14 protein-coding genes and 1 tRNA gene are annotated in these 19,094 nt (G+C 29.9%); 2 read left to right on the top strand and 13 right to left on the bottom strand.

What is annotated here, in order from left to right; all coding sequences use genetic code 11:
* Positions 1-14: 14 nt before the first annotated feature.
* Positions 15-824, bottom strand: coding sequence for an FkbM family methyltransferase (locus tag AC5SL0_RS00200; RefSeq protein ID WP_494618278.1), 810 nt, complete (start codon positions 822-824; stop codon positions 15-17).
* Positions 825-877: 53 nt separating this feature from the next.
* Between AC5SL0_RS00200 and AC5SL0_RS00195 the strand changes: the two genes are divergently transcribed.
* Positions 878-1,819 (top strand): glycosyltransferase family 9 protein, encoded by a 942-nt coding sequence (locus AC5SL0_RS00195; RefSeq protein WP_494618277.1) that lies wholly within the window; start codon positions 878-880, stop codon positions 1,817-1,819.
* A gap of 2 nt (positions 1,820-1,821) precedes the next feature.
* Here AC5SL0_RS00195 and AC5SL0_RS00190 read toward each other — a convergent pair.
* The 9 genes from AC5SL0_RS00190 to AC5SL0_RS00150 form a co-directional block, all read right to left on the bottom strand.
* Positions 1,822-1,911 (bottom strand) — tRNA-Ser (locus AC5SL0_RS00190).
* Between the two features lie 2 nt (positions 1,912-1,913).
* Positions 1,914-3,722, bottom strand: a complete 1,809-nt coding sequence (gene lepA / locus AC5SL0_RS00185; protein WP_011281713.1) for a translation elongation factor 4 — start codon at positions 3,720-3,722, stop codon at positions 1,914-1,916.
* Between the two features lie 2 nt (positions 3,723-3,724).
* Complete coding sequence (pheT, locus tag AC5SL0_RS00180) at positions 3,725-6,133, bottom strand: phenylalanine--tRNA ligase subunit beta (protein ID WP_494618276.1); 2,409 nt, start codon at positions 6,131-6,133, stop codon at positions 3,725-3,727.
* Entirely contained in the window at positions 6,130-7,197 is a 1,068-nt protein-coding gene (pheS, locus tag AC5SL0_RS00175) for a phenylalanine--tRNA ligase subunit alpha (RefSeq protein ID WP_006997460.1), read from the bottom strand. The genes pheT and pheS overlap by 4 nt, the downstream gene beginning before the upstream one ends.
* 43 nt (positions 7,198-7,240) lie before the next feature.
* On the bottom strand, positions 7,241-7,597 hold the full coding sequence (rplT, locus tag AC5SL0_RS00170) for a 50S ribosomal protein L20 (protein ID WP_006997461.1): 357 nt from the start codon (positions 7,595-7,597) through the stop codon (positions 7,241-7,243).
* 1 nt (position 7,598) lies between these two features.
* Positions 7,599-7,805 (bottom strand): 50S ribosomal protein L35, encoded by a 207-nt coding sequence (rpmI, locus tag AC5SL0_RS00165; protein WP_006997462.1) that lies wholly within the window; start codon positions 7,803-7,805, stop codon positions 7,599-7,601.
* Between the two features lie 53 nt (positions 7,806-7,858).
* Complete coding sequence (gene infC / locus AC5SL0_RS00160) at positions 7,859-8,404, bottom strand: translation initiation factor IF-3 (protein WP_006997463.1); 546 nt, start codon at positions 8,402-8,404, stop codon at positions 7,859-7,861.
* The gene (gene thrS / locus AC5SL0_RS00155) at positions 8,405-10,321 is read right to left on the bottom strand and encodes a threonine--tRNA ligase (protein WP_494618274.1); all 1,917 of its coding nucleotides are present in this window, start codon (positions 10,319-10,321) and stop codon (positions 8,405-8,407) included. It lies immediately after the preceding gene.
* Positions 10,322-11,476: a glycosyltransferase family 4 protein gene (locus AC5SL0_RS00150; protein ID WP_494618272.1), complete on the bottom strand. Its 1,155-nt coding sequence runs from the start codon at positions 11,474-11,476 to the stop codon at positions 10,322-10,324.
* Positions 11,477-11,518: 42 nt separating this feature from the next.
* On the opposite strand from AC5SL0_RS00150, the gene AC5SL0_RS00145 reads away from it, so the two are divergent.
* Positions 11,519-12,274 carry an alpha/beta hydrolase gene (locus AC5SL0_RS00145; protein ID WP_271626089.1) on the top strand — a complete coding sequence of 252 codons (756 nt, stop codon included), beginning with the start codon at positions 11,519-11,521 and terminating at the stop codon, positions 12,272-12,274.
* Here AC5SL0_RS00145 and AC5SL0_RS00140 read toward each other — a convergent pair.
* From AC5SL0_RS00140 to AC5SL0_RS00130, 3 genes are read right to left on the bottom strand one after another with little or no spacing between them, the layout of a single operon-like run.
* Complete coding sequence (locus tag AC5SL0_RS00140) at positions 12,245-13,120, bottom strand: Rossmann-fold NAD(P)-binding domain-containing protein (RefSeq protein WP_271485607.1); 876 nt, start codon at positions 13,118-13,120, stop codon at positions 12,245-12,247. The two genes, AC5SL0_RS00145 and AC5SL0_RS00140, sit on opposite strands and share 30 nt — an antisense overlap.
* Position 13,121: 1 nt before the next feature.
* Positions 13,122-17,627, bottom strand: coding sequence for a glutamate synthase large subunit (gene gltB / locus AC5SL0_RS00135; RefSeq protein WP_494618271.1), 4,506 nt, complete (start codon positions 17,625-17,627; stop codon positions 13,122-13,124).
* Positions 17,627-19,066 carry an NAD(P)-dependent oxidoreductase gene (locus AC5SL0_RS00130; RefSeq protein ID WP_018413760.1) on the bottom strand — a complete coding sequence of 480 codons (1,440 nt, stop codon included), beginning with the start codon at positions 19,064-19,066 and terminating at the stop codon, positions 17,627-17,629. The genes gltB and AC5SL0_RS00130 overlap by 1 nt, the downstream gene beginning before the upstream one ends.
* Positions 19,067-19,094 lie beyond the last annotated feature (28 nt).

Genomic DNA, 19,094 nt, shown 5'->3' with positions numbered 1-19,094 from the left:
TTGATTTTCAGGGCTTATTTACTAAATGAAAACTCTATTTTTGGATGATGCTTAAAACATTCTTGATCTAAATTTTCTAAAGGGAACTGATAGTTAAAATCATTTTCATAATTTACCAGGTTTGTCTTTTTCACAAAACTAATTTCTACCACATCAAAGAAATAGTCACTATCTTTAGGTTCTATATAATTGTTTGCATGTATGTGTATAATCACAAAGTTTTCTTTTAACCGTTTAATGGAATTTTCAAATAAACTTTTATTTTTATTTATCCAGTGAAATTCAATAATTAACATCTCAATACTTGATTGGAATTTAACAATTTTATCAATTATTTGATATTCACTTCCTTCTATATCTATTTTTAATAAATTATTATTTTCAGATTTTAGTCTAAAAAAAATTTTTTCTAAATTTATATCATTTTTTTCTTTAATTGTAGCAACTACTTTTTCTTTAAAAAGTTTTACATTTTGTTGTTTTATAAATTTTTGAAAATTAAATAAATTATTTACACTATCTGTTATTCTAAAAAAATTTGTCCTAAAGGTTAAAAAACGTCTTGAATATTTTAAGATTATTTTAAAAAATAACATATAACTAACTGTGTAGTCATAAAGGTGAATATTTTTTGGTTTTACTAGTCTATCAAAATCTCTCTCAAAAGATATATCATCTCCAACACCAAGCGTTATTAAATTTTTACACTTATTTAATGTATCCTTGCACACTAAATACCCACCATCATTGTCTCTTCCTAGTCTAACTAAATTCTTAATTTTTTTTGGTAGTAAATAATTTAGTTCTACTTTAAGTGTTTTCATGTGTGCAATTTAATTATAAATATTTAGTTATAATAATACAAAAAACATAATTAATGAAGAATATTTTAGTAATTGTTGGACATCGTGGTATTGGAGATTTGATTTATCATTTACCTTTGCTTAGGTCATTACATCAAACTTATAAAAAAAAAATAGTTCTTATTTCTAATAAGATAAATAAAGCAAAAGATGTTTATAGATATGAAAAATTTTATAGTGAAATTTTAGAATTTGATCATAATAGATATTCTTTTATAAAATCAATTAATAAAATTCTCACTTTTAAAAACCTTATCAATAGCTTCAATCCTAGCTTAACTATCTTAACCTCTAATGCCAGCAGGTTGGCTATTCCCGTGCACTTTTCAAATTCTAAAAAAAAAATTATTTTTGATAAAAAAAAATTTTTTTTTATCAGAAATAAAGGTAGCATCTTACTCACAAGCAGTGAAAAATTACACGATCAAACAAAAAAATTAGCTCTCAAGTCAAATTTTATCAATAATTTTTATTTAGATACATCGGAAATAAAAAAAATTAAAATTAAAGATACTTATTTAAAAAAAATATTAATTAATCTTGATTCCCATCATGATCAAAATAATTGGAAAATTGAAAATTTTATTAATCTAATAAAAATATTTTTAACTTATAATTTTAAAATTTTTATTAATTTTTCTCCTTCTAAATTTGAATACTTTAATGCTCATTTAAATGAATTATTTAATAATAATAAGATTACTCCTATTTACAAAAAAAATATTACAGAAATTATTGAAATTATAAATTTTTGTGATGTTGTGATTGGAAATGAGTCTGGCCCTATTTGTTTAGGTGCCTCACTTAAAAAAGAAGTTCATTCAATATATCTTCCAAAACACACAAAGCCTGAAAGCCAGATAATAAATAAAGAAATTAAGTACTATAATATTGATTTACTTACAGATGAAAAAATTACAAATAAAATTTTAAGATCAGTTATGAATAAAAACTGATTTGGCGGAGAGACAGGGATTCGAACCCTGGGTACTTTTAACAGTACACACACTTTCCAAGCGTGCGCTTTAAACCGCTCAGCCATCTCTCCAGCTACTGGTCTTTATTAATTTTAAGCACTCCTATAAATGCTTCTTGTGGTATTTCAACTTTTCCAAACTGTTTTCCTCTAGCTTTTCCTTTTTTCTGCTTATCTAGTAGTTTTCTTTTTCTATCTCTAGCTCCACCACCATGAATTTTTGTTAAAACATCTTTTTTAAAACCTTTAATAGTTTCTCTTGCTATAATTTTTCCTCCAATTGCTGCCTGCACTGGAATCATAAAATTATGACGTGGAATTAAATCTTTTAATTTTTCACAAACTTCTCTTCCAACTGTTTGAGCAAAATCTTTATGAACCATCATTGATAAAGCATCTACTGGCTCAGCATTAACAAGTATTCCTAATTTTACTAAATCTCCTTCTCTATGACCTATGATCTCATAATCAAAACTTGCGTAGCCACTAGTCATTGATTTAAGCCTATCATTAAAATCAAAAACAACTTCATTTAGAGGGATTTCATAATTTAAAACAGCTCTATTACCCGAATAGCTTAAGTTTGTTTGTACTCCTCTTTTATCCTGACAAACTTTTATAATTGCTCCTAAATATTGATCTGGTGTAATAATTGTTGCTTTAATCCAAGGCTCTTCAATAAACTTGATTAAAGTAGGTTCTGGTAAACTTGAAGGGTTTTGTAACTCTATTATGTCTCCTTTGTTCATATGAACTTTATAAACAACCCCTGGTGTTGTGGTTAATAAATTTATATCAAATTCTCTTTCTAATCTTTCAGTTATAATTTCTAGATGCAGGAGACCTAAAAAACCACATCTAAAGCCAAGACCTAACGCAGATGAAGATTCTGCCTCATATGAAAAACTAGCATCATTTAATTGAAGTTTACCTAAACCATCTTTTAATTTTTGATATTCAGAGCTGTCAACAGGAAACAAACCACAAAATACAACTGGCTTACTTGGTTTAAATCCAGGTAGCGCTTCTTGAGGTGGTTTAGTTGCATCACAAATAGTATCTCCCACTTTTGTTTCTGATAAAATTTTTATTCCTGTTGTTATAAAACCAATTTCTCCTGCATTTAATTCATTAACATCAGTTGCTTTTGGAGTAAATACACCTACTTTTTCAATTATATATTCTTGGTCAGTAGACATCATTTTAATCTTCATATTTTTTGAAATTTTTCCATTAATAACTCTAACTAGAATAACCACCCCTAAGTAAGTGTCATACCAACTGTCAACTAATAAACATTTTAAATCAGCATCTTTTTCTCCCTCTGGAGCTGGTAGTGACACAATAATTTGTTCTAGAATGTCTTCTATACCCTCACCTGTTTTCCCAGAGCAAGGTATGGCATTTTCAGTATCAATACCTATGACCTCTTCTATTTGCTTCTTTGTTTTTTCTAAGTCTGATGCTGGTAAATCAACTTTATTTAGTACAGGTACTATCTCATGCTTGGTGTCTAAAGCTTGATAAACATTAGCCAATGTTTGAGCCTCTACTCCTTGGGTACTATCAACAATTAAAATAGATCCCTCACATGCATACAGAGATCTACTAACTTCATAGCTAAAATCTACGTGTCCTGGAGTATCAATTATGTTTAGAATATAGTCTTTACCATCTTTTGCTTTATAATTAAGTTTAACTGTTTGAGCTTTAATAGTTATGCCTCTTTCTCTCTCAATATCCATTGAGTCTAGAACTTGTGCCTTCATTTCTCTTTCGGTTAGACCACCACAACTATGAATTATCCTATCTGCAATTGTTGATTTACCGTGATCAATATGCGCAATGATTGCAAAGTTTCTGATGTGATCAATTTTTGTCATGATTATGATCTAATCTTAGCACCAGTTTTGGATTCAACAGCAGAAATAATAAGTTGATTAATTTTGTTTAAATCATCCTCAGCCAAAGTTTTTTCTAAAGATTGAATAATTACATTTAATGCAATTGATTTTTTACCTTCAGGAATATTTACTCCTTCATAAACATCAAATACTTTGACAGATTTTATTAACTCTTTGTCTACATTAGAGATGGTTTCAATTAATTCTTGAACTTTAAAATTTTTATCTAAAACAAAAGCAAAATCTCTTTCTGATTTTTGAAAATCTGAATATTTATACTGAGTTTTTTGATCTTTTAATGATTTTTTTGGCTGTTTTAAATTGTCTAAAAATATTTCAAAACCCACTAAAGACTCAACTTTAATATCTAATTTTTTTAATATACCTGGGTGAATATCACCAAAAAAAGCAACTATTTTTTCTTTTCCTTTGTTAAGAAATATTCTTCCTGATTTTCCAGGGTGATAATAGCTTGGTGTTTCATCATCAATATAGAGCTTATCTTTATTATAACCTGCTTCAACTAAACTTTTGATAACATCACTTTTAACATCAAACACATCTATTAATCTTTCTTTTTCCAGCCAGCTTTGCCTAGCCAATTTTCCTGATCTTAATCCAGTAGCGACTGTCTGTTGCTCACCTGGCTCAGATCCTAAAAAAGTTGGACCTATTTCAAAAAATGACAAATCTTTAAATCCTCTTCCTAAATTCTTATTTAAATGAATTATCAAATTAGAAAAAATTGAACTTCGCAAAACGTTCAAATCAGAACTTATAGGATTAATTATTTTAATTTCTTTGTTATTTTCAATGAATAGTTGATTAATTTTACTGTCGGTAAAAGACCATGTGATAGCTTCAAAATACCCCTTAGAAGCAATAGATCTTTGTAAAAAATGAAATAATTTTTGTTTTAAATTTAATGTTTGTTTTTTTCTAACTTTTTCAGGTTCAATAATTTTAATTTGATCATAGCCCTTAATTCTTACAAGTTCTTCTACCACATCAACCTCCTGTGAAATATCTGGTCTCCAAGATGGTATAACGGCATCTAGCATTCTCTTGTTTTCTTTAATTTCAAATCCTAGGTTATCTAAGATTTTTATCATTTCTTTTATATCAATATTAAATCCAGTAATTTTTTCAAACAAAGAAGGATCAAATTTTAATGATTTTTTTTTAACATCTTCAATTTTTTGAATATCAAATTCACTAACTTCACCGCCACATATTTCTTGTATTAAATTAGCTGCTCTTTCAAGTCCTTGATCAATTGATAATGGATCAATACCTCTTTCAAATCTAAATTTTGCATCCGTATCTATATTCAAGATTTTAGATGATTTTCTGATTGATCGCGGACTAAAGTAAGCGGACTCAATTAACACATTCTTTGTATCTAGTTCAGTTCCAGTTCTTGTGCCTCCTATTATGCCTCCAAGACCTAATACGCCTGACGCATCTGATATGACACACATCTCATCCTCTAATTTATACTCCTTATTATCTAATGCTTCAAATGTTTCACCTTTTTTAGAATTCCTTACAACTATTCCTTTATCTATTTTATCAACATCATATGCATGAAGTGGTCTATTCAAATCAAACATTACATAATTTGTAATATCAACTATTGCCGAAATAGGTTTTTGGCCTAGAGCAATTATTTTGTCTTTTAGCCACTCTGGACTTTCAGTATTTTTTACTCCTTTAATTAAACAACTACCAAAGGATATGCATGCTTGATTTTTTTCATTTTCAATTTTTACACTAATTGTTTGTTTATTTTTTTTATCAAGTTTTTTTTCTTTTTGATTTATTAATCTTCCCGCGCCTGCAGCAGCTAAATCTCTTGCTATTCCTCTAACCCCTAAGCAATCTGCTCTATTTGGTGTAATAGAAATATCAATTACATTTAAATTTTTTTTTGGAAAATAATTTTCTCCTACTTTTTTGTTATATTTTTCTGGTAAAAGCTCTGTTATGCCATCACTTTCGTTTGATAGATTAAGTTCAGATTCTGAACAAAGCATTCCATATGAGGTTACACCTCTTATTTTACTTACCACCAATTTCATTTGACTTTTTGGCACTACAGCGCCAGGAGGAGCATAAATTGTTAATAAACCCTCTTTAGCATTTGGAGCTCCACAAACAACTTTTACTGGTTTGCCCGAACCTATATCAACATCACATACTCTAAGTCTATCTGCATCAGGATGCTTTTCAGTCTTCAGAATTTTAGCAATTACAAATTGATCAAGCTCTCCTGATTGACTATCAACACCCTCTACTTCTAAACCAATATCTGTAAGTTTATCGATGATTTGATTTTCATTAAGTTTGGTATCTAAATGATCTTTGAGCCATGCTGTTGTAATCTTCATCGGCTTAAGCCTCTATAGTTTGTTGGGACATCTATTGGATCAAATCCAAAATGATTTAGCCATCTATAGTCACAATCAAAAAAGGCTCTTAAATCATTAATGCCATATTTCAACATTGCGAGCCTATCTATTCCTATTCCAAATGCATAACCTTGGAATTCATCAGGGTTTACTTTAACATTTTTTAAAACATTGGGATGAACCATTCCACAACCTAAAACTTCTAGCCATTTATCACCTTCCCCAATTACTATTTTTCCATCTTTTATTTCATAGCCAATATCAACTTCTGCAGATGGCTCTGTAAATGGGAAATGACTAGGTCTAAATCTCATTTTAATTTTATCAACCTCAAAAAACTCTTTAATAAAATAATTTAAGCATCCTTTTAAATGCCCCATATTTATATTTTTATCAATATGTAGTCCTTCAACTTGATGAAACATTGGAGTATGAGTTTGATCGCTGTCAGATCTATATGTTCGCCCTGGTGCTATTATTTTAAAAGGTGGTTTATCATTAAGCATTGTTCTAATTTGAACTGGTGAAGTATGTGTTCTTAAAAGTAGCTCTTTTGTATCATCTAGATAAAAAGTATCATGCATATCTCTTGCAGGATGGTTATCAGGTGTATTTAACGCAGTAAAATTATTATATTCATTTTCAACATCTGGTCCCTCTTCTACACTAAAACCAATTTCTGAAAAAATTGAAGAAATTTCATCTATAACTTGAGATACAGGATGAATTTTTCCCTGAACAAAAGGTCTCTCTGGTAAAGTTATATCTATTTTTTCTTTTTCTAATTTTTTGTTAATCTCTTTTTTTTCAATATCATCAATTTTTATAGTAATTAAATTTTCAAGTTCACTTTTGACTAAGTTTAAATCTGATGCAAATTTTTTTCTTTCTTCTTCTGCTAATTTTCCAAGCTGTTTAAATTGCGAGCTGATTAACCCAGTTTTACCAAATAGTTCTGTTTTAATTTGATTAACTTGATTTAAATCCAAATTTTCTTTTAACTTTAAAAGAAATTCATCTTTTATTTTTTTAATATCAGACATATTGAGAGATTATTTCTTCACCGAAGAAAAACAATAGTGAAGATTAATTTAGTGCCGATTGAGCTTTTTGAACGATCGTTTTAAAGGCTTCTGGGCTATCGTATGCTATTTCAGCTAGTATTTTTCTATCTAACTTAATTCCACATTTAGTTAAACCATTAATAAATTTTGAATAAGTTATTCCTTCAGATCTAACACCTGCATTAATTCTTTGTATCCATAAAGATTTAAATTCTCTTTTTTTAGTTCTACGATCTCTGTATGCATATTGCATAGCTTTTTCCATAGCTTGCTTTGCAACTCTTATAGTGCTTTTTCTTCTGCCCCATTGACCTTTGACAGCTTTTAAAACTTTTTTATGTTTTGCGTGACTTGTTACGCCTCTTTTTACTCTAGCCATTTTATCCTCTTAAACTGTAAGGCATGTATGATTTAACTATTTTGCCATCTTGTTTTGACATAGCAGTCGTGCCTCTTAATTTTCTAATTTGTGAATTTGTTCTTTTTATCATACCATGTCTCTTTCCAGCTTGAGCCATCATAACTTTCCCTGTAGCTGAGATTTTAAATCTTTTTTTTGCTGAACTTTTAGTTTTTAATTTTGGCATAATTCTGCGGACTTATACAAATATTGGAATGGATTTACAACCTCTATTAAGCCTTATAAAGGCTGAATAACCATGATCATTTGCTTACCATCAAACTTTGGGTGCAATTCAACTTTGCCAATATCTTGCATATCAGCTTTTATTTTATCCATTAATTCTCTACCTAGGTGTGAGTGTTGTAGCTCTCTACCCTTAAATCGTATTGTAAATTTTACCTTGTCACCTTTTCCAATAAATTTTTTAGCATTTTTAACTTTAAAATCATAATCATGAGTTTCTGTAACTGGTCTCATTTTAATTTCTTTTAATAAAACTATTTTTTGTTTCTTTTTAGCAACATTTGCTTTTTTTTGAGCATCATATTTAAATTTACCCATATCAATAATTTTACATACAGGTGGTTTTGCGTTTGGAGCTATTTCAATTAAATCCAATCCTTGCTCTTTGGCCATTGATATGGCTTCATTTGTATTTATGATTCCTATATTTTCACCATCGCTTCCAATTACTTGAACCTCAGGTGAAGAAATTCTATTGTTAGATCTTGGACCTTTATCTTTAGTTCTTCTTTGAAAATAATTTTGTTTAAAATCTGCCACTTACTTTGAGGATGCTTTGTTTAAAGCTGAGAAAGTTTCTAAGAATAAGTTTAATTCCATATTTTCTTGTTTGTTCGTATCCAATCTTCTAATCGTTACTGAGTTACTGTCAACTTCTTTTTTTCCACAAATCAATAAAAGTGGTATTTTTGATAGTGAATGTTCTCTAATTTTATAATTTAAGTTATGGTTTTTTAAATCTACCTCAGAGCTTATGCCTGCATTATTAATTTTTTCATTTACTTCTTTTGCATAAGTATCAAATTCCTCTGAAATTGGAATTACAACAGCTTGTAAAGGAGCTATCCAAAATGGAAATTTGCCTGCATAATTTTCTATAAGAATTCCAATAAATCTTTCTAATGATCCAAATAACGCCCTGTGAAGCATTACAGGAATTTTTTTAGTTCCATCTTTATCAACAAAAGAAGCATCTAATCTTCCTGGTAAATTAAGGTCTACTTGTAAAGTTCCACATTGCCAATCCCTACCAATAGCATCTCGTAAAACAAATTCAATTTTTGGACCATAGAATGCTCCCTCTCCTTTATTAATTGTGTATTGAAGCTTTGAAGCTTTAACTGCATCTAATAAAGCTTTTTCAGCTTTGTCCCAAACATTATCATCACCAACTCTTAAGTCTGGTCTATCTGAGTATTTTAATATTACATCTTCAAATCCAAGATCTTTATAAATATCTAAAATTAAATTAGTAACAATCAAACATTCTGATGTAATTTGATCTTCTGTGCAAAAAATATGAGCATCATCTTGAGTAAAAGCTCTAACTCTTAAAAGTCCATGTAAAGCACCTGAAGGCTCATATCTATGTACTTTTCCAAATTCTGAAATTCTTAAAGGAAGATCTCGGTAACTTTTTAATCCTTGATTAAAAACTTGTACGTGACCTGGACAATTCATTGGTTTTATTGCAAATATTTTTTCATCTGGTGTTTGAGAAGTATACATATGCTCTCCATATTTTTCCCAGTGGCCAGATTTTTCCCAAAGAGATCTATCTAAAATTTCAGGAGTGTTCACTTCTTTGTAGCCAGCTTTTTCTTGTCTAGCTCTCATATATGCAACTAATTTTTGAAATAACTTCCAACCTTTTTCATGCCAAAATACTGATCCTGGACTTTCTTCCCTAAAGTGAAATAAGTCCATTTCTTTTCCAAGTTTTCTGTGGTCTCTTTTTTCTGCTTCTTCTATTCTTTTTAAATATTCATCTAAATCTTTTTGTGATGCCCAACTTGTTCCATAAATTCTTTGCAACATTTCATTATTTGAGTCACCTCTCCAATAAGCCCCTGATACCTTTGTTAATTTAAAGTACTTACCAATTTTTCCCGTTGAAGAAAGATGAGGGCCTCTGCATAAATCATGCCAGTCTCCATGAAAATATATAGAAACATCTTCACCCTGTGGAATACTTTCAATAATTTCAGCCTTGTATATTTCTCCTTTATCTTTGAAATGAGATATGGCTTTATCTCTTTTCCAAACTTCTCTTGTAGTTGGAACATCTCTATCAACGATTTCTTTCATTTTATTTTCAATTTTATTTAAATCATCTTCTGTAAAGGGTTCTTTTCTTGAAAAATCATAATAAAATCCATTTTCTATAATTGGACCAATGGTTACTTGCGTTCCCGGAAAGAGTTCTTGAACTGCCATTGCAGTTATATGGGCCGTATCATGACGAATAGTTTCTAAACCTTCTTTATCTTTTGAAGTAAAAATTTTAACTGAGCAATCCTCATCTATAACAAAACTTAAATCCTTAAGTTCTTCATTAACACTAATAATAGTTGCCTGCTTTGATAAAGATTTACTAATCTTTTCAGCAACCTCAAGTCCTGTTACTTTATTTGGAAATTCAATAGTGTTTCCATCTGGCAATGTTATTAATGGCATTTAATTTAATAATTTTTTGTATTCTGAATATGTAGAAAAACACATTTTTTCAACATTAAATTTTTTAATTATATTTTTTCTACCTTCTATACCAATAGATTTCAATCTAGATTCGTCTAATTGTAAGACTTCTATTATTTTTTTACTCAAAGCTTCTGCATTACCAGACTGAAATAAAAAACCTGTCACGTTATCAATAATAGTTTCGTTAGATCCCCCAATATCACTTGCTATTATTGGTTTTTCCATTGATTGAGCTTCAACTGCAACCCTTCCAAAAGCTTCAGGTTCTACTGAGGCTGAAACAACAATGTCTGATATTTTATAAGCTAACGGCATATTTTTACAATGTTCTATAAATTTTAACTGACTAGTTAGCCTATATTGCTCAGCCAATCTTTTAATTTTTTTGGTATAAATGTCTCTTCCTTGATCGCTACCCAAAATAATAGCATTAAAAGACTCATACCCCAGTTCTTTATTAACAAGATTTAATGCCTCAATAAATGTCTCCTGACCTTTCCAAGCAGTTAACCGACCTGGCATTAGGATAGTTTTTTTATTTCTATCAACTTCCCAATCTGAAATAATTCTGTTTTCTTCACTGTCTAAAATTGTTGATAATTCAAAATAATCAACATTAATTCCCCTAAAAATTACTAAGAATTTTTTTTTTAAATCTAAATATTTTGAATAATTTTGATTAATATGTGAAAAAATAAAATTTGATCCTGCTATAATTAAATCTGATCTAACCATTACTGAATTATATAATTTTTTAATTGAGTTTTTAAAATTATAAGTACCATGAAAGGTTGTAACAAACTTTCTTCTTGTAATTTTTGTTGCAAACAAACAAGACCAAGCTGGAGCACGACTTCTTGCATGAACAATTGATATATTATTTAGTAAAATAATAAAAATCAAAGCTATTGAATTAAAGAGCATTAAAAATGGATTTTTACTATGGACGGGAAGTTTTATTACTTTTACTTTTTTTTTATCAATAAATTTTAATAACTCTCCTCCACTAGTTACTATATAAGAAATACAATTATTTTCTGGTAAATAGTGTGCAAGATCGTAACAGCCTGTTTCTGCACCACCATATCCAAGTTTAGGAATTACTTGCAGTACTTTTAATTCTGAAGACATTTGATAGAACTATATATTAAGAATTAATTCTAATAAACTTATATGAATAAATTTAAATACATTAAGATCCTTAATAACAGGCAAATAAGATATTTAAGTAAGGATTATAGAGATAATCTTTATATTATTTTTTTACATGGTTTTATGTCAAGCATTGAAGGTGAAAAACCTCAAGCAATACTAAAATTTGCAAAAAAAAATAAGCTTGGTTTTCTTGCTCTTGAATATTCTGGTCATGGAAAATCCTCAGGAAAATTTACCAAGGGAAATATCACACAATGGTCAAAAGAAGTTGAAATAGTAATAAAAAAAATAGTTAAAAAAAATAAATTTATCTTAGTTGGTTCAAGTATGGGAGCGTGGCTCTCCTTAAATCAATTTAAATATTTTAAAGATCAAATTAAAGGTTTTTTAGGAATTGGTTCTGCTCCAGAGTTTTTACAAAACCTAATGTGGAAAAAATTTACAAAAAAAATGAAAAATGAAACTATAAAGAAAGGAATTTATAACTTAAAACATGGTAATTATGAGTATCCAATCACTTATCAGTTAATAAAAGATGGTAGAAAAAATAAAATCTTGAATAAAAACATTAAATCCAAAATCAATGTAACTATGATTCATGGAAGTAAAGATGAAGTTGTTCCAACAAGTTATTCTAGAAAAGTTCTTAAGTTATTTACTAAAGCTAATAAAAAATTAGTGATAATAAAAAATGGTGATCACAGCTTATCAAGTAAACGAGGTTTAAAAAAAATACTCTTAGAGCTAAATAAAATTACAACTAATATGGTTTAATCCTTCGATATAGCTTGGAAATTTTAAATTATAATCAAAATAACTTTTCATCTTTTTGTTGCTAACTTTTTTAGACTCATTATAAAAATTTTTCAACATCTCACTTTTAATTTGGTCAACTTCAATTTTTTCGATATTTTCAATATTTAATATCTTTGCTCCAAATAAAGTAACCTCTTCAGATGTAGAGGGTTTATCATCAGATAGATTGTATATTTCTCCTGACTTAAATTTTGATAAAGATTTAAATAATATATTTGAAATATCATCTACATGAATTCTAGAAAAAAAATGATTTTTTTTGTTGATCAATTTCACGCCTCCTGATTTTAGACGTATTAAAATATTTTTTTCATTAGAATAAATTCCAGATAACCTAAATATCTGAATTGGTATTTTCTTATTTTTTTCTAGAGAAAACCATGCATTTTCAGCTTTCAATCTTGCTATACCATTATTTGAAATTGGGTTTGTTTTGCTATTTTCATTAACCCACTCTCCCTTATGATCACCATAAATACTAGTCGCTGATAAGTATGTTATCCATTTTACTTTGGAATTTTCTATAAATTTAGAAAAATTTTTTATAACTAAATCTTCTTGATTTTCTGGTGGTATAGAAACTAAGATATGATCTGCTTCTTTTAATTTTACAACTAAATTTTGATCAAATTTTTCGCTATTAAATAGATAGCTATTATAATTAATACCATTGAATGTTTTTTTTGAAGACTCACTTCTAGAGGTTGCTGACAAATTGATATTATACTGCTCAACACTAAGCTTCTTTATAAAATTTTTTGCTACTTGGCCAAAACCAAAACAAAAAATATTTATATCCTTCATTTTAACTAACTTCTTTTATAATAGATTTTAAACTTATTGGGTTTTTTAGCTTATCAATCATTTCTTTTGGACAAACTTGAATAAAATTAGAAATTTCTCTATCAAAATTTTCTATGATCTTTTTAGAAAAATCTGAATTTGTCTCTTGGTGATGTTCTTGAACTAAATTTTTTAAATAAGTTATCCAATAATCTGTTTCAGGCGTTTGCCATACTACAGTCTCTGGGTTTACTTTTTTATCAAATTTCTTATTTATATCGTAAATAAAAGCCATTCCGCCAGTCATTCCAGCTCCAAAATTGTCTCCTACATCGCCTAGAATTACAACTGTACCACCAGTCATATATTCACAAGCATTAGAATCGCATCCTTCAATAACTGAAATTGATCCTGAATTTCTTACCGCATACCTTTCTCCAGCTTGACCTGCTGCAAAAAGTTTTCCAGATGTTGCTCCATACAAAACTGTATTTCCTATTATGGTATTCTCATGTGAAACTAGATTACTTTCGTCTGGAAGTTTAACTACGACTGTTGCGCCTGATAAACCTTTGCCAACATAATCATTAGCATCACCTTTTAAAATAAGTTTTAAGCCTTTTATTGCAAATGCACCAAATGACTGTCCAGCTGATCCTTTAAACTTTAAAGATAAAAAGCCATCTTCTAGTTTTTCAGATCCATATTTTTCATAAAGATGATTAGAAATTCTTGTTCCAACTGTCCTATGAGTATTTTTAATAATATATTCCTTTTCAATAATTTTTACTTTTCCAATTTGTTCTTTAATTTCAGGTAAAATTTCTTGATCCAAAGTATCTGGAACAGAATTTATTTCTGGAACTGTACAGTATCTTGTGTTCTCACCAGCATCTGTTTGAACAAATAAAGGATTTAGATCTAAATCATCTAAGTTTGGTGAAGCTTTACTTACCTGTCTTAATAAATCAGTTCTACCAATTATTTCATTTAATGATTTAAATCCTATTTGTGCTAAAATTTCTCTTACTTCCTCGGCTATAAATTTAAATAAGTTGACTACCTTTTCTGGCGTACCAGAAAATTTTTCTCTTAGTTTTTCATCTTGAGTACAAACTCCAACTGGACATGTGTTTGAGTGACACTGTCTAACCATTATACATCCCATGGCTACTAAAGCTGTCGTAGCTACTCCATATTCTTCTGCTCCCATCATGGCTGCAATAACAACATCTCTTCCTGTTTTAATTCCACCATCTGTTCTTAGAGTAACTTTATGCCTTAAATTATTTAAAGTTAAAACTTGATTAGCCTCAGTTAATCCCATCTCCCAAGGTATCCCCACATATTTAACACTTGTTTGCGGTGTAGCTCCTGTTCCTCCATTATGTCCAGAAATTAAAATTATATCTGCTTTAGCTTTAGCTACCCCAGCTGCGATTGTTCCTATCCCAGAAGATGCTACTAATTTTACACCAACTCTTGCTTTTGGATTGGCTTGTTTAAGATCGTAAATTAATTGAGCTAAATCCTCGATAGAATAAATATCATGGTGAGGTGGTGGTGATATTAGGGTTACACCCGGAGTTGAATGTCTTAATTTGGCAATTTCTTCCGTAACTTTAAACCCTGGTAATTGACCTCCCTCACCAGGTTTTGCTCCTTGTGCAATTTTAATCTCTATTTCGTTACAGTTATTTAGATATTTAAGTGTTACTCCAAATCTTGCTGAGGCTATTTGCTTAACTCTAGAATTAGCACTATCTCCGTTTTCCATCTTAATAAATCTTTTTTCATCTTCTCCACCTTCACCACTACAAGAGGCTCCTTTAATTCTATTCATTCCTATAGCTAATGTTTCGTGTGCTTCTTTCGATAATGCACCATGAGACATACTTCCACTTCCAAATCTTGTTAAAATATTTTCGATTGGTTCTACTTCTGAAATATCTAAGGATGGGTTTAAATTTTTATCTCTAAATCCAATCAAGTCTCTAAGGTGTATAGGAGGAAGATTATAAATACCTTCTGCATATTTTTTATAAGCTTCAAAAGAATTTGATGAAACTGCACTTTGCAAAAGATGAATGAGCTTACCTTGATATTGATGAGTTTCACCATCCTTTCTATATCTATAAATTCCTCCGATTGGTAAAACTGCATCCGTTCCTTCAAATGCTTCTTTGTGAATAGTTCTTAATTTTTTTTCTATTCCATTTAACCCTATGCCTGAAATCTTTGATAAAATTCCTGGAAAGTATTCTGATGCTACTGTTCTACTCAAACCAACTGTTTCGAAATTACATCCACCTCTATAAGAGCTTATGACCGAAATTCCCATTTTTGACATTATTTTCAGAAGTCCATAATTTACCGATTGTATATATCTAGCTATGCATTCATCGTACTCAAACTTTCCAAATAATTTTTTTTCAAACCTTTGATATAAACTATCCAGTGCTAAATAAGGATTAACAGTAGTTGCTCCAACACCTATAAGTGTTGCAAATGAATGCGTGTCTAATGCTTCTCCAGTTTGAGCATTGATTGATGCATAGCCTCTTAATTTTTTTTTAATAAGATAAGTATTTATTGCACCAACACATAATAGCATTGGGATGGGTAATCTTTTTTCAGAAATATTTTTATCACTTAAAACTAATTGCGTAAGGCCTTGTCGAACTGCAATTTCAGACTCTTTTCTAATTCTCTCAATAGAAGTTTCAAGATTTTCACTTTTATCAAAAGTACAATCAATTGTTATTGATTTTTCCCCAAAAAAATTAATAAATTTTTCTAATTGAGAATTTGATAATATGGGGCTGTCTAAAACGTATATGTTTTCTTCTGTTAAATTAGTAAAATCTAAAATATTTCCAAGATTACCAAAACGAGTTTTTAAACTCATAACCTTGTTTTCTCTTAAAGAATCAATTGGTGGATTTGTAACTTGACTAAAATTTTGTCTAAAAAAATGGTAAAGCGGTCTATAACGGTCAGACAATACTGCAAGTGGAGTGTCATCACCCATAGAGCCAATGGCTTCTTTCGCATCTTCTGCCATCGGATGAAGAATAAGCTCCAGATCTTCTAAACTATAACCAAATGTATGTTGTCTTTTTTTTAGCTCATCACCTGAAAAAGTAGATTTTTCATTCTTTATTGGGAATTTCTTTTCTAAATCAATTATTTGATTGTTAAAATGTTTAAACTCTTTTGCTAGATAGTCTTTTATTTCAACATTAGAAAATACTTTACCTTTAGCTATTCTAACTCCAAGAATTTCACCAGGTCCTAATCTGCCTTTTTTAAGAATTTGCTTCTCATCGATTTCAACCATTCCCGTTTCTGATCCTGCACACAATATTTTATCTTTTGAAATAGTATATCTCATTGGGCGTAACCCATTTCTATCAGCAGCTACTATAGCCCATTCATTATCGGTAGCTGCAATAGCAGCTGGTCCATCCCATGGCTCCATTGTGCTATTTAAAAAATTAAATAGTTGCTGGTGATCTTTTGATAATGTTTGACTTTTTTTAGACCATGCATCTGGAATTAACATTAATTTTGCAAGGGGTGCTGATTGGCCAGAAATATTTAAAAGTTCAAAAACACTATCTAGTGCAGCAGAGTCTGATGATCCTGGTTGTATAACTGGTTTTAAATTTTCCATATTATCAAATAATGGACTATTCATTTCTTGCTCATGAACTTTCATCCAGTTTGTATTTCCTTTGAATGTATTTATTTCTCCATTATGAGCTAATGCTCTAAAAGGTTGTGCCAGATCCCAACTAGGTGCTGTGTTTGTTGAAAATCTTTGATGAAATATTGCAAATCGAGATATAAACCGCTCATCCTTTAAATCTAAATAAAAATCTGCAATAGACTCCGCTAAAAACATGCCCTTATAAATAACTGACTTAGAACTTATTGAACAAATATAAAAACCTTCTATCGCATCTTTAATAGCTTCTTTTTCAATTTTTCGTCTTGATTCATAAATTTTTCTTTCTAACTCTTTTTCTGTTAAATCTTTATTATTATGTTTAAATAATACTTGAGTAATTTCTGGTCTTGTAAGATTTGCCTTTTCACCTAAAACTTTTGGATTTACTGGAACCTGTCTCCATCCATAAATACTAAAATTACTTTTTGTTAATTCACTTTCAACTAAAGTTCTTGCATTTTCTTGTGCTTGATAATTATTTCTGGGTAAAAAAATCATACCCACACAAATTTCTGAGCCATCATGGTCGTGACCTGTGATTTCTATCTTTTCAGCAAAGAAGTCTGAGGGAATTTCTAAATGGATTCCGGCTCCATCACCTGTTTTTCCATCAGCATCAACTGCTCCTCTGTGCCAAACCGCTTTTAGGGCATTAATTCCATATTCTACTACTCTCCTTGATTTTTTACCTTCTGTAGAAGCAATTAACCCTACTCCACAAGCGTCATGCTCCATTTCTTTAGAATAAACATGACCATCCTCAAGAATTTTAAGATTTTTTTTATAATTTTTCATTAAGCAACCTTCTCTTTACTGAGTTCTTTGGTCTCTAAAAAATTTTTTATTGATACTGCTACATCTCTTCCATCTTTTATGGCCCAGACAACTAAAGATGCACCCCTAATAATATCTCCTGCTGCAAACACACCTGGTAAATTTGTCTCCATAGTATCAAAATTAGTTTTTAATGTTCCCCATTTAGTAACTTGTAGATCCTCAGAACCAAATAGTTTTGGTAAATTTTCTGGATCAAAACCAAGAGCCTTAATTACTATGTCTGCTTTAATATTAAAGTGAGAATTGTTCTGAATTTCTGGTTTACGTCTTCCACTGTCATCAGGTTCCCCAAGTTTAATTTTATCCACCATCAAACCTTCAACTTTATTTGTTCCGATAAATTCTTTGGGACTAGATAGCCATACAAACTCTACTCCCTCTTCCTCTGCATTAGCTACCTCTCTTGCAGATCCAGGCATATTTTCTTTGTCTCTCCTGTAAAGGCATTTAACTGATTTTGCTTTTTGTCTGATTGAAGTTCTAACACAGTCCATTGCAGTGTCACCTCCTCCAATTACTACAATATTTTTTCCTTCAGCATTTAAAGTTCCATTATCAAATAACTCTACTTTGTCTCCTAATCCTTTTTTATTTGAAGCTGTTAAAAATTCCATGGCTGGAAATATATTTCCCAAATCTTTTCCTGGAAGATCTATTTCTCTAGCTTTATAAACTCCAGTTGCAATTAAAAGAGCATCATGTTTTTTTCTTAATTGCTCTAATGTAGCATCTTTTCCAACTTCAAAATTTTGAACAAATTTAATTCCACCTTCTTCTAATAATTTGGTTCTTCTCTCTACAACAAATTTTTCTAATTTAAAATTTGGAATGCCATAAATCATTAAACCACCAGCTCTATCATATCGATCGTATACTGTAATTTGATAACCTGACTTACGTAACTGCTCCGCAGCAGCTAGACCAGCTGGGCCTGCTCCTATAATTCCAATACTTTGACTCTTTTCATTTTTAACCTTTATTGGATTTACCCATCCTTGTTCCCAAGCATTATCAGTAATATACTTCTCAACTGAACCTATGGTTACAGTTCCATGTCCTGATTGTTCAATTACACAATTTCCTTCACACAATCTATCTTGTGGACATATTCTTCCACACACCTCTGGCATGTTGTTAGTGCTTTGAGATAATTCGTAAGCCTCTTTTAATCGTCCTTCTGCAGTTAATTTTAACCAATCTGGAATATTGTTACTTAATGGACAATGGACCTGGCAAAAAGGAACTCCACATTGAGAACACCTGCTAGATTGTTCACTTGCTTTATCGTTAATAAATTCCTTATAAATTTCGTTAAAGTCTTCTTTTCTATTTCCAACTTCTCTTTTAGGTGGAGTTTGTTGACCTATTTTAACAAATTTAAGCATATTTTCTGACATATTTAACTCTCAATAAATTTAGCATATA

It is taken from the genome of Candidatus Pelagibacter sp. PS_16 (assembly GCF_059417965.1).
The sequence above is the reverse complement of the archived record's forward strand: the minus strand, read 5'-3'. Positions and strand labels throughout refer to the sequence as shown.

Coding starts and splice junctions, on each gene's coding strand:
- pheS (WP_006997460.1), bottom strand. CDS start 7,197: ATGTCTGATATTAAAAAAATAAAAGATGAATTTCTTTTAAAGTTAAAA.
- gltB (WP_494618271.1), bottom strand. CDS start 17,627: ATGAAAAATTATAAAAAAAATCTTAAAATTCTTGAGGATGGTCATGTT.
- pheT (WP_494618276.1), bottom strand. CDS start 6,133: ATGAAGATTACAACAGCATGGCTCAAAGATCATTTAGATACCAAACTT.
- AC5SL0_RS00195 (WP_494618277.1), top strand. CDS start 878: ATGAAGAATATTTTAGTAATTGTTGGACATCGTGGTATTGGAGATTTG.
- rplT (WP_006997461.1), bottom strand. CDS start 7,597: ATGGCTAGAGTAAAAAGAGGCGTAACAAGTCACGCAAAACATAAAAAA.
- thrS (WP_494618274.1), bottom strand. CDS start 10,321: ATGCCATTAATAACATTGCCAGATGGAAACACTATTGAATTTCCAAAT.
- rpmI (WP_006997462.1), bottom strand. CDS start 7,805: ATGCCAAAATTAAAAACTAAAAGTTCAGCAAAAAAAAGATTTAAAATC.
- lepA (WP_011281713.1), bottom strand. CDS start 3,722: ATGACAAAAATTGATCACATCAGAAACTTTGCAATCATTGCGCATATT.
- AC5SL0_RS00200 (WP_494618278.1), bottom strand. CDS start 824: ATGAAAACACTTAAAGTAGAACTAAATTATTTACTACCAAAAAAAATT.
- AC5SL0_RS00130 (WP_018413760.1), bottom strand. CDS start 19,066: ATGTCAGAAAATATGCTTAAATTTGTTAAAATAGGTCAACAAACTCCA.
- AC5SL0_RS00140 (WP_271485607.1), bottom strand. CDS start 13,120: ATGAAGGATATAAATATTTTTTGTTTTGGTTTTGGCCAAGTAGCAAAA.
- AC5SL0_RS00150 (WP_494618272.1), bottom strand. CDS start 11,476: ATGTCTTCAGAATTAAAAGTACTGCAAGTAATTCCTAAACTTGGATAT.
- AC5SL0_RS00145 (WP_271626089.1), top strand. CDS start 11,519: ATGAATAAATTTAAATACATTAAGATCCTTAATAACAGGCAAATAAGA.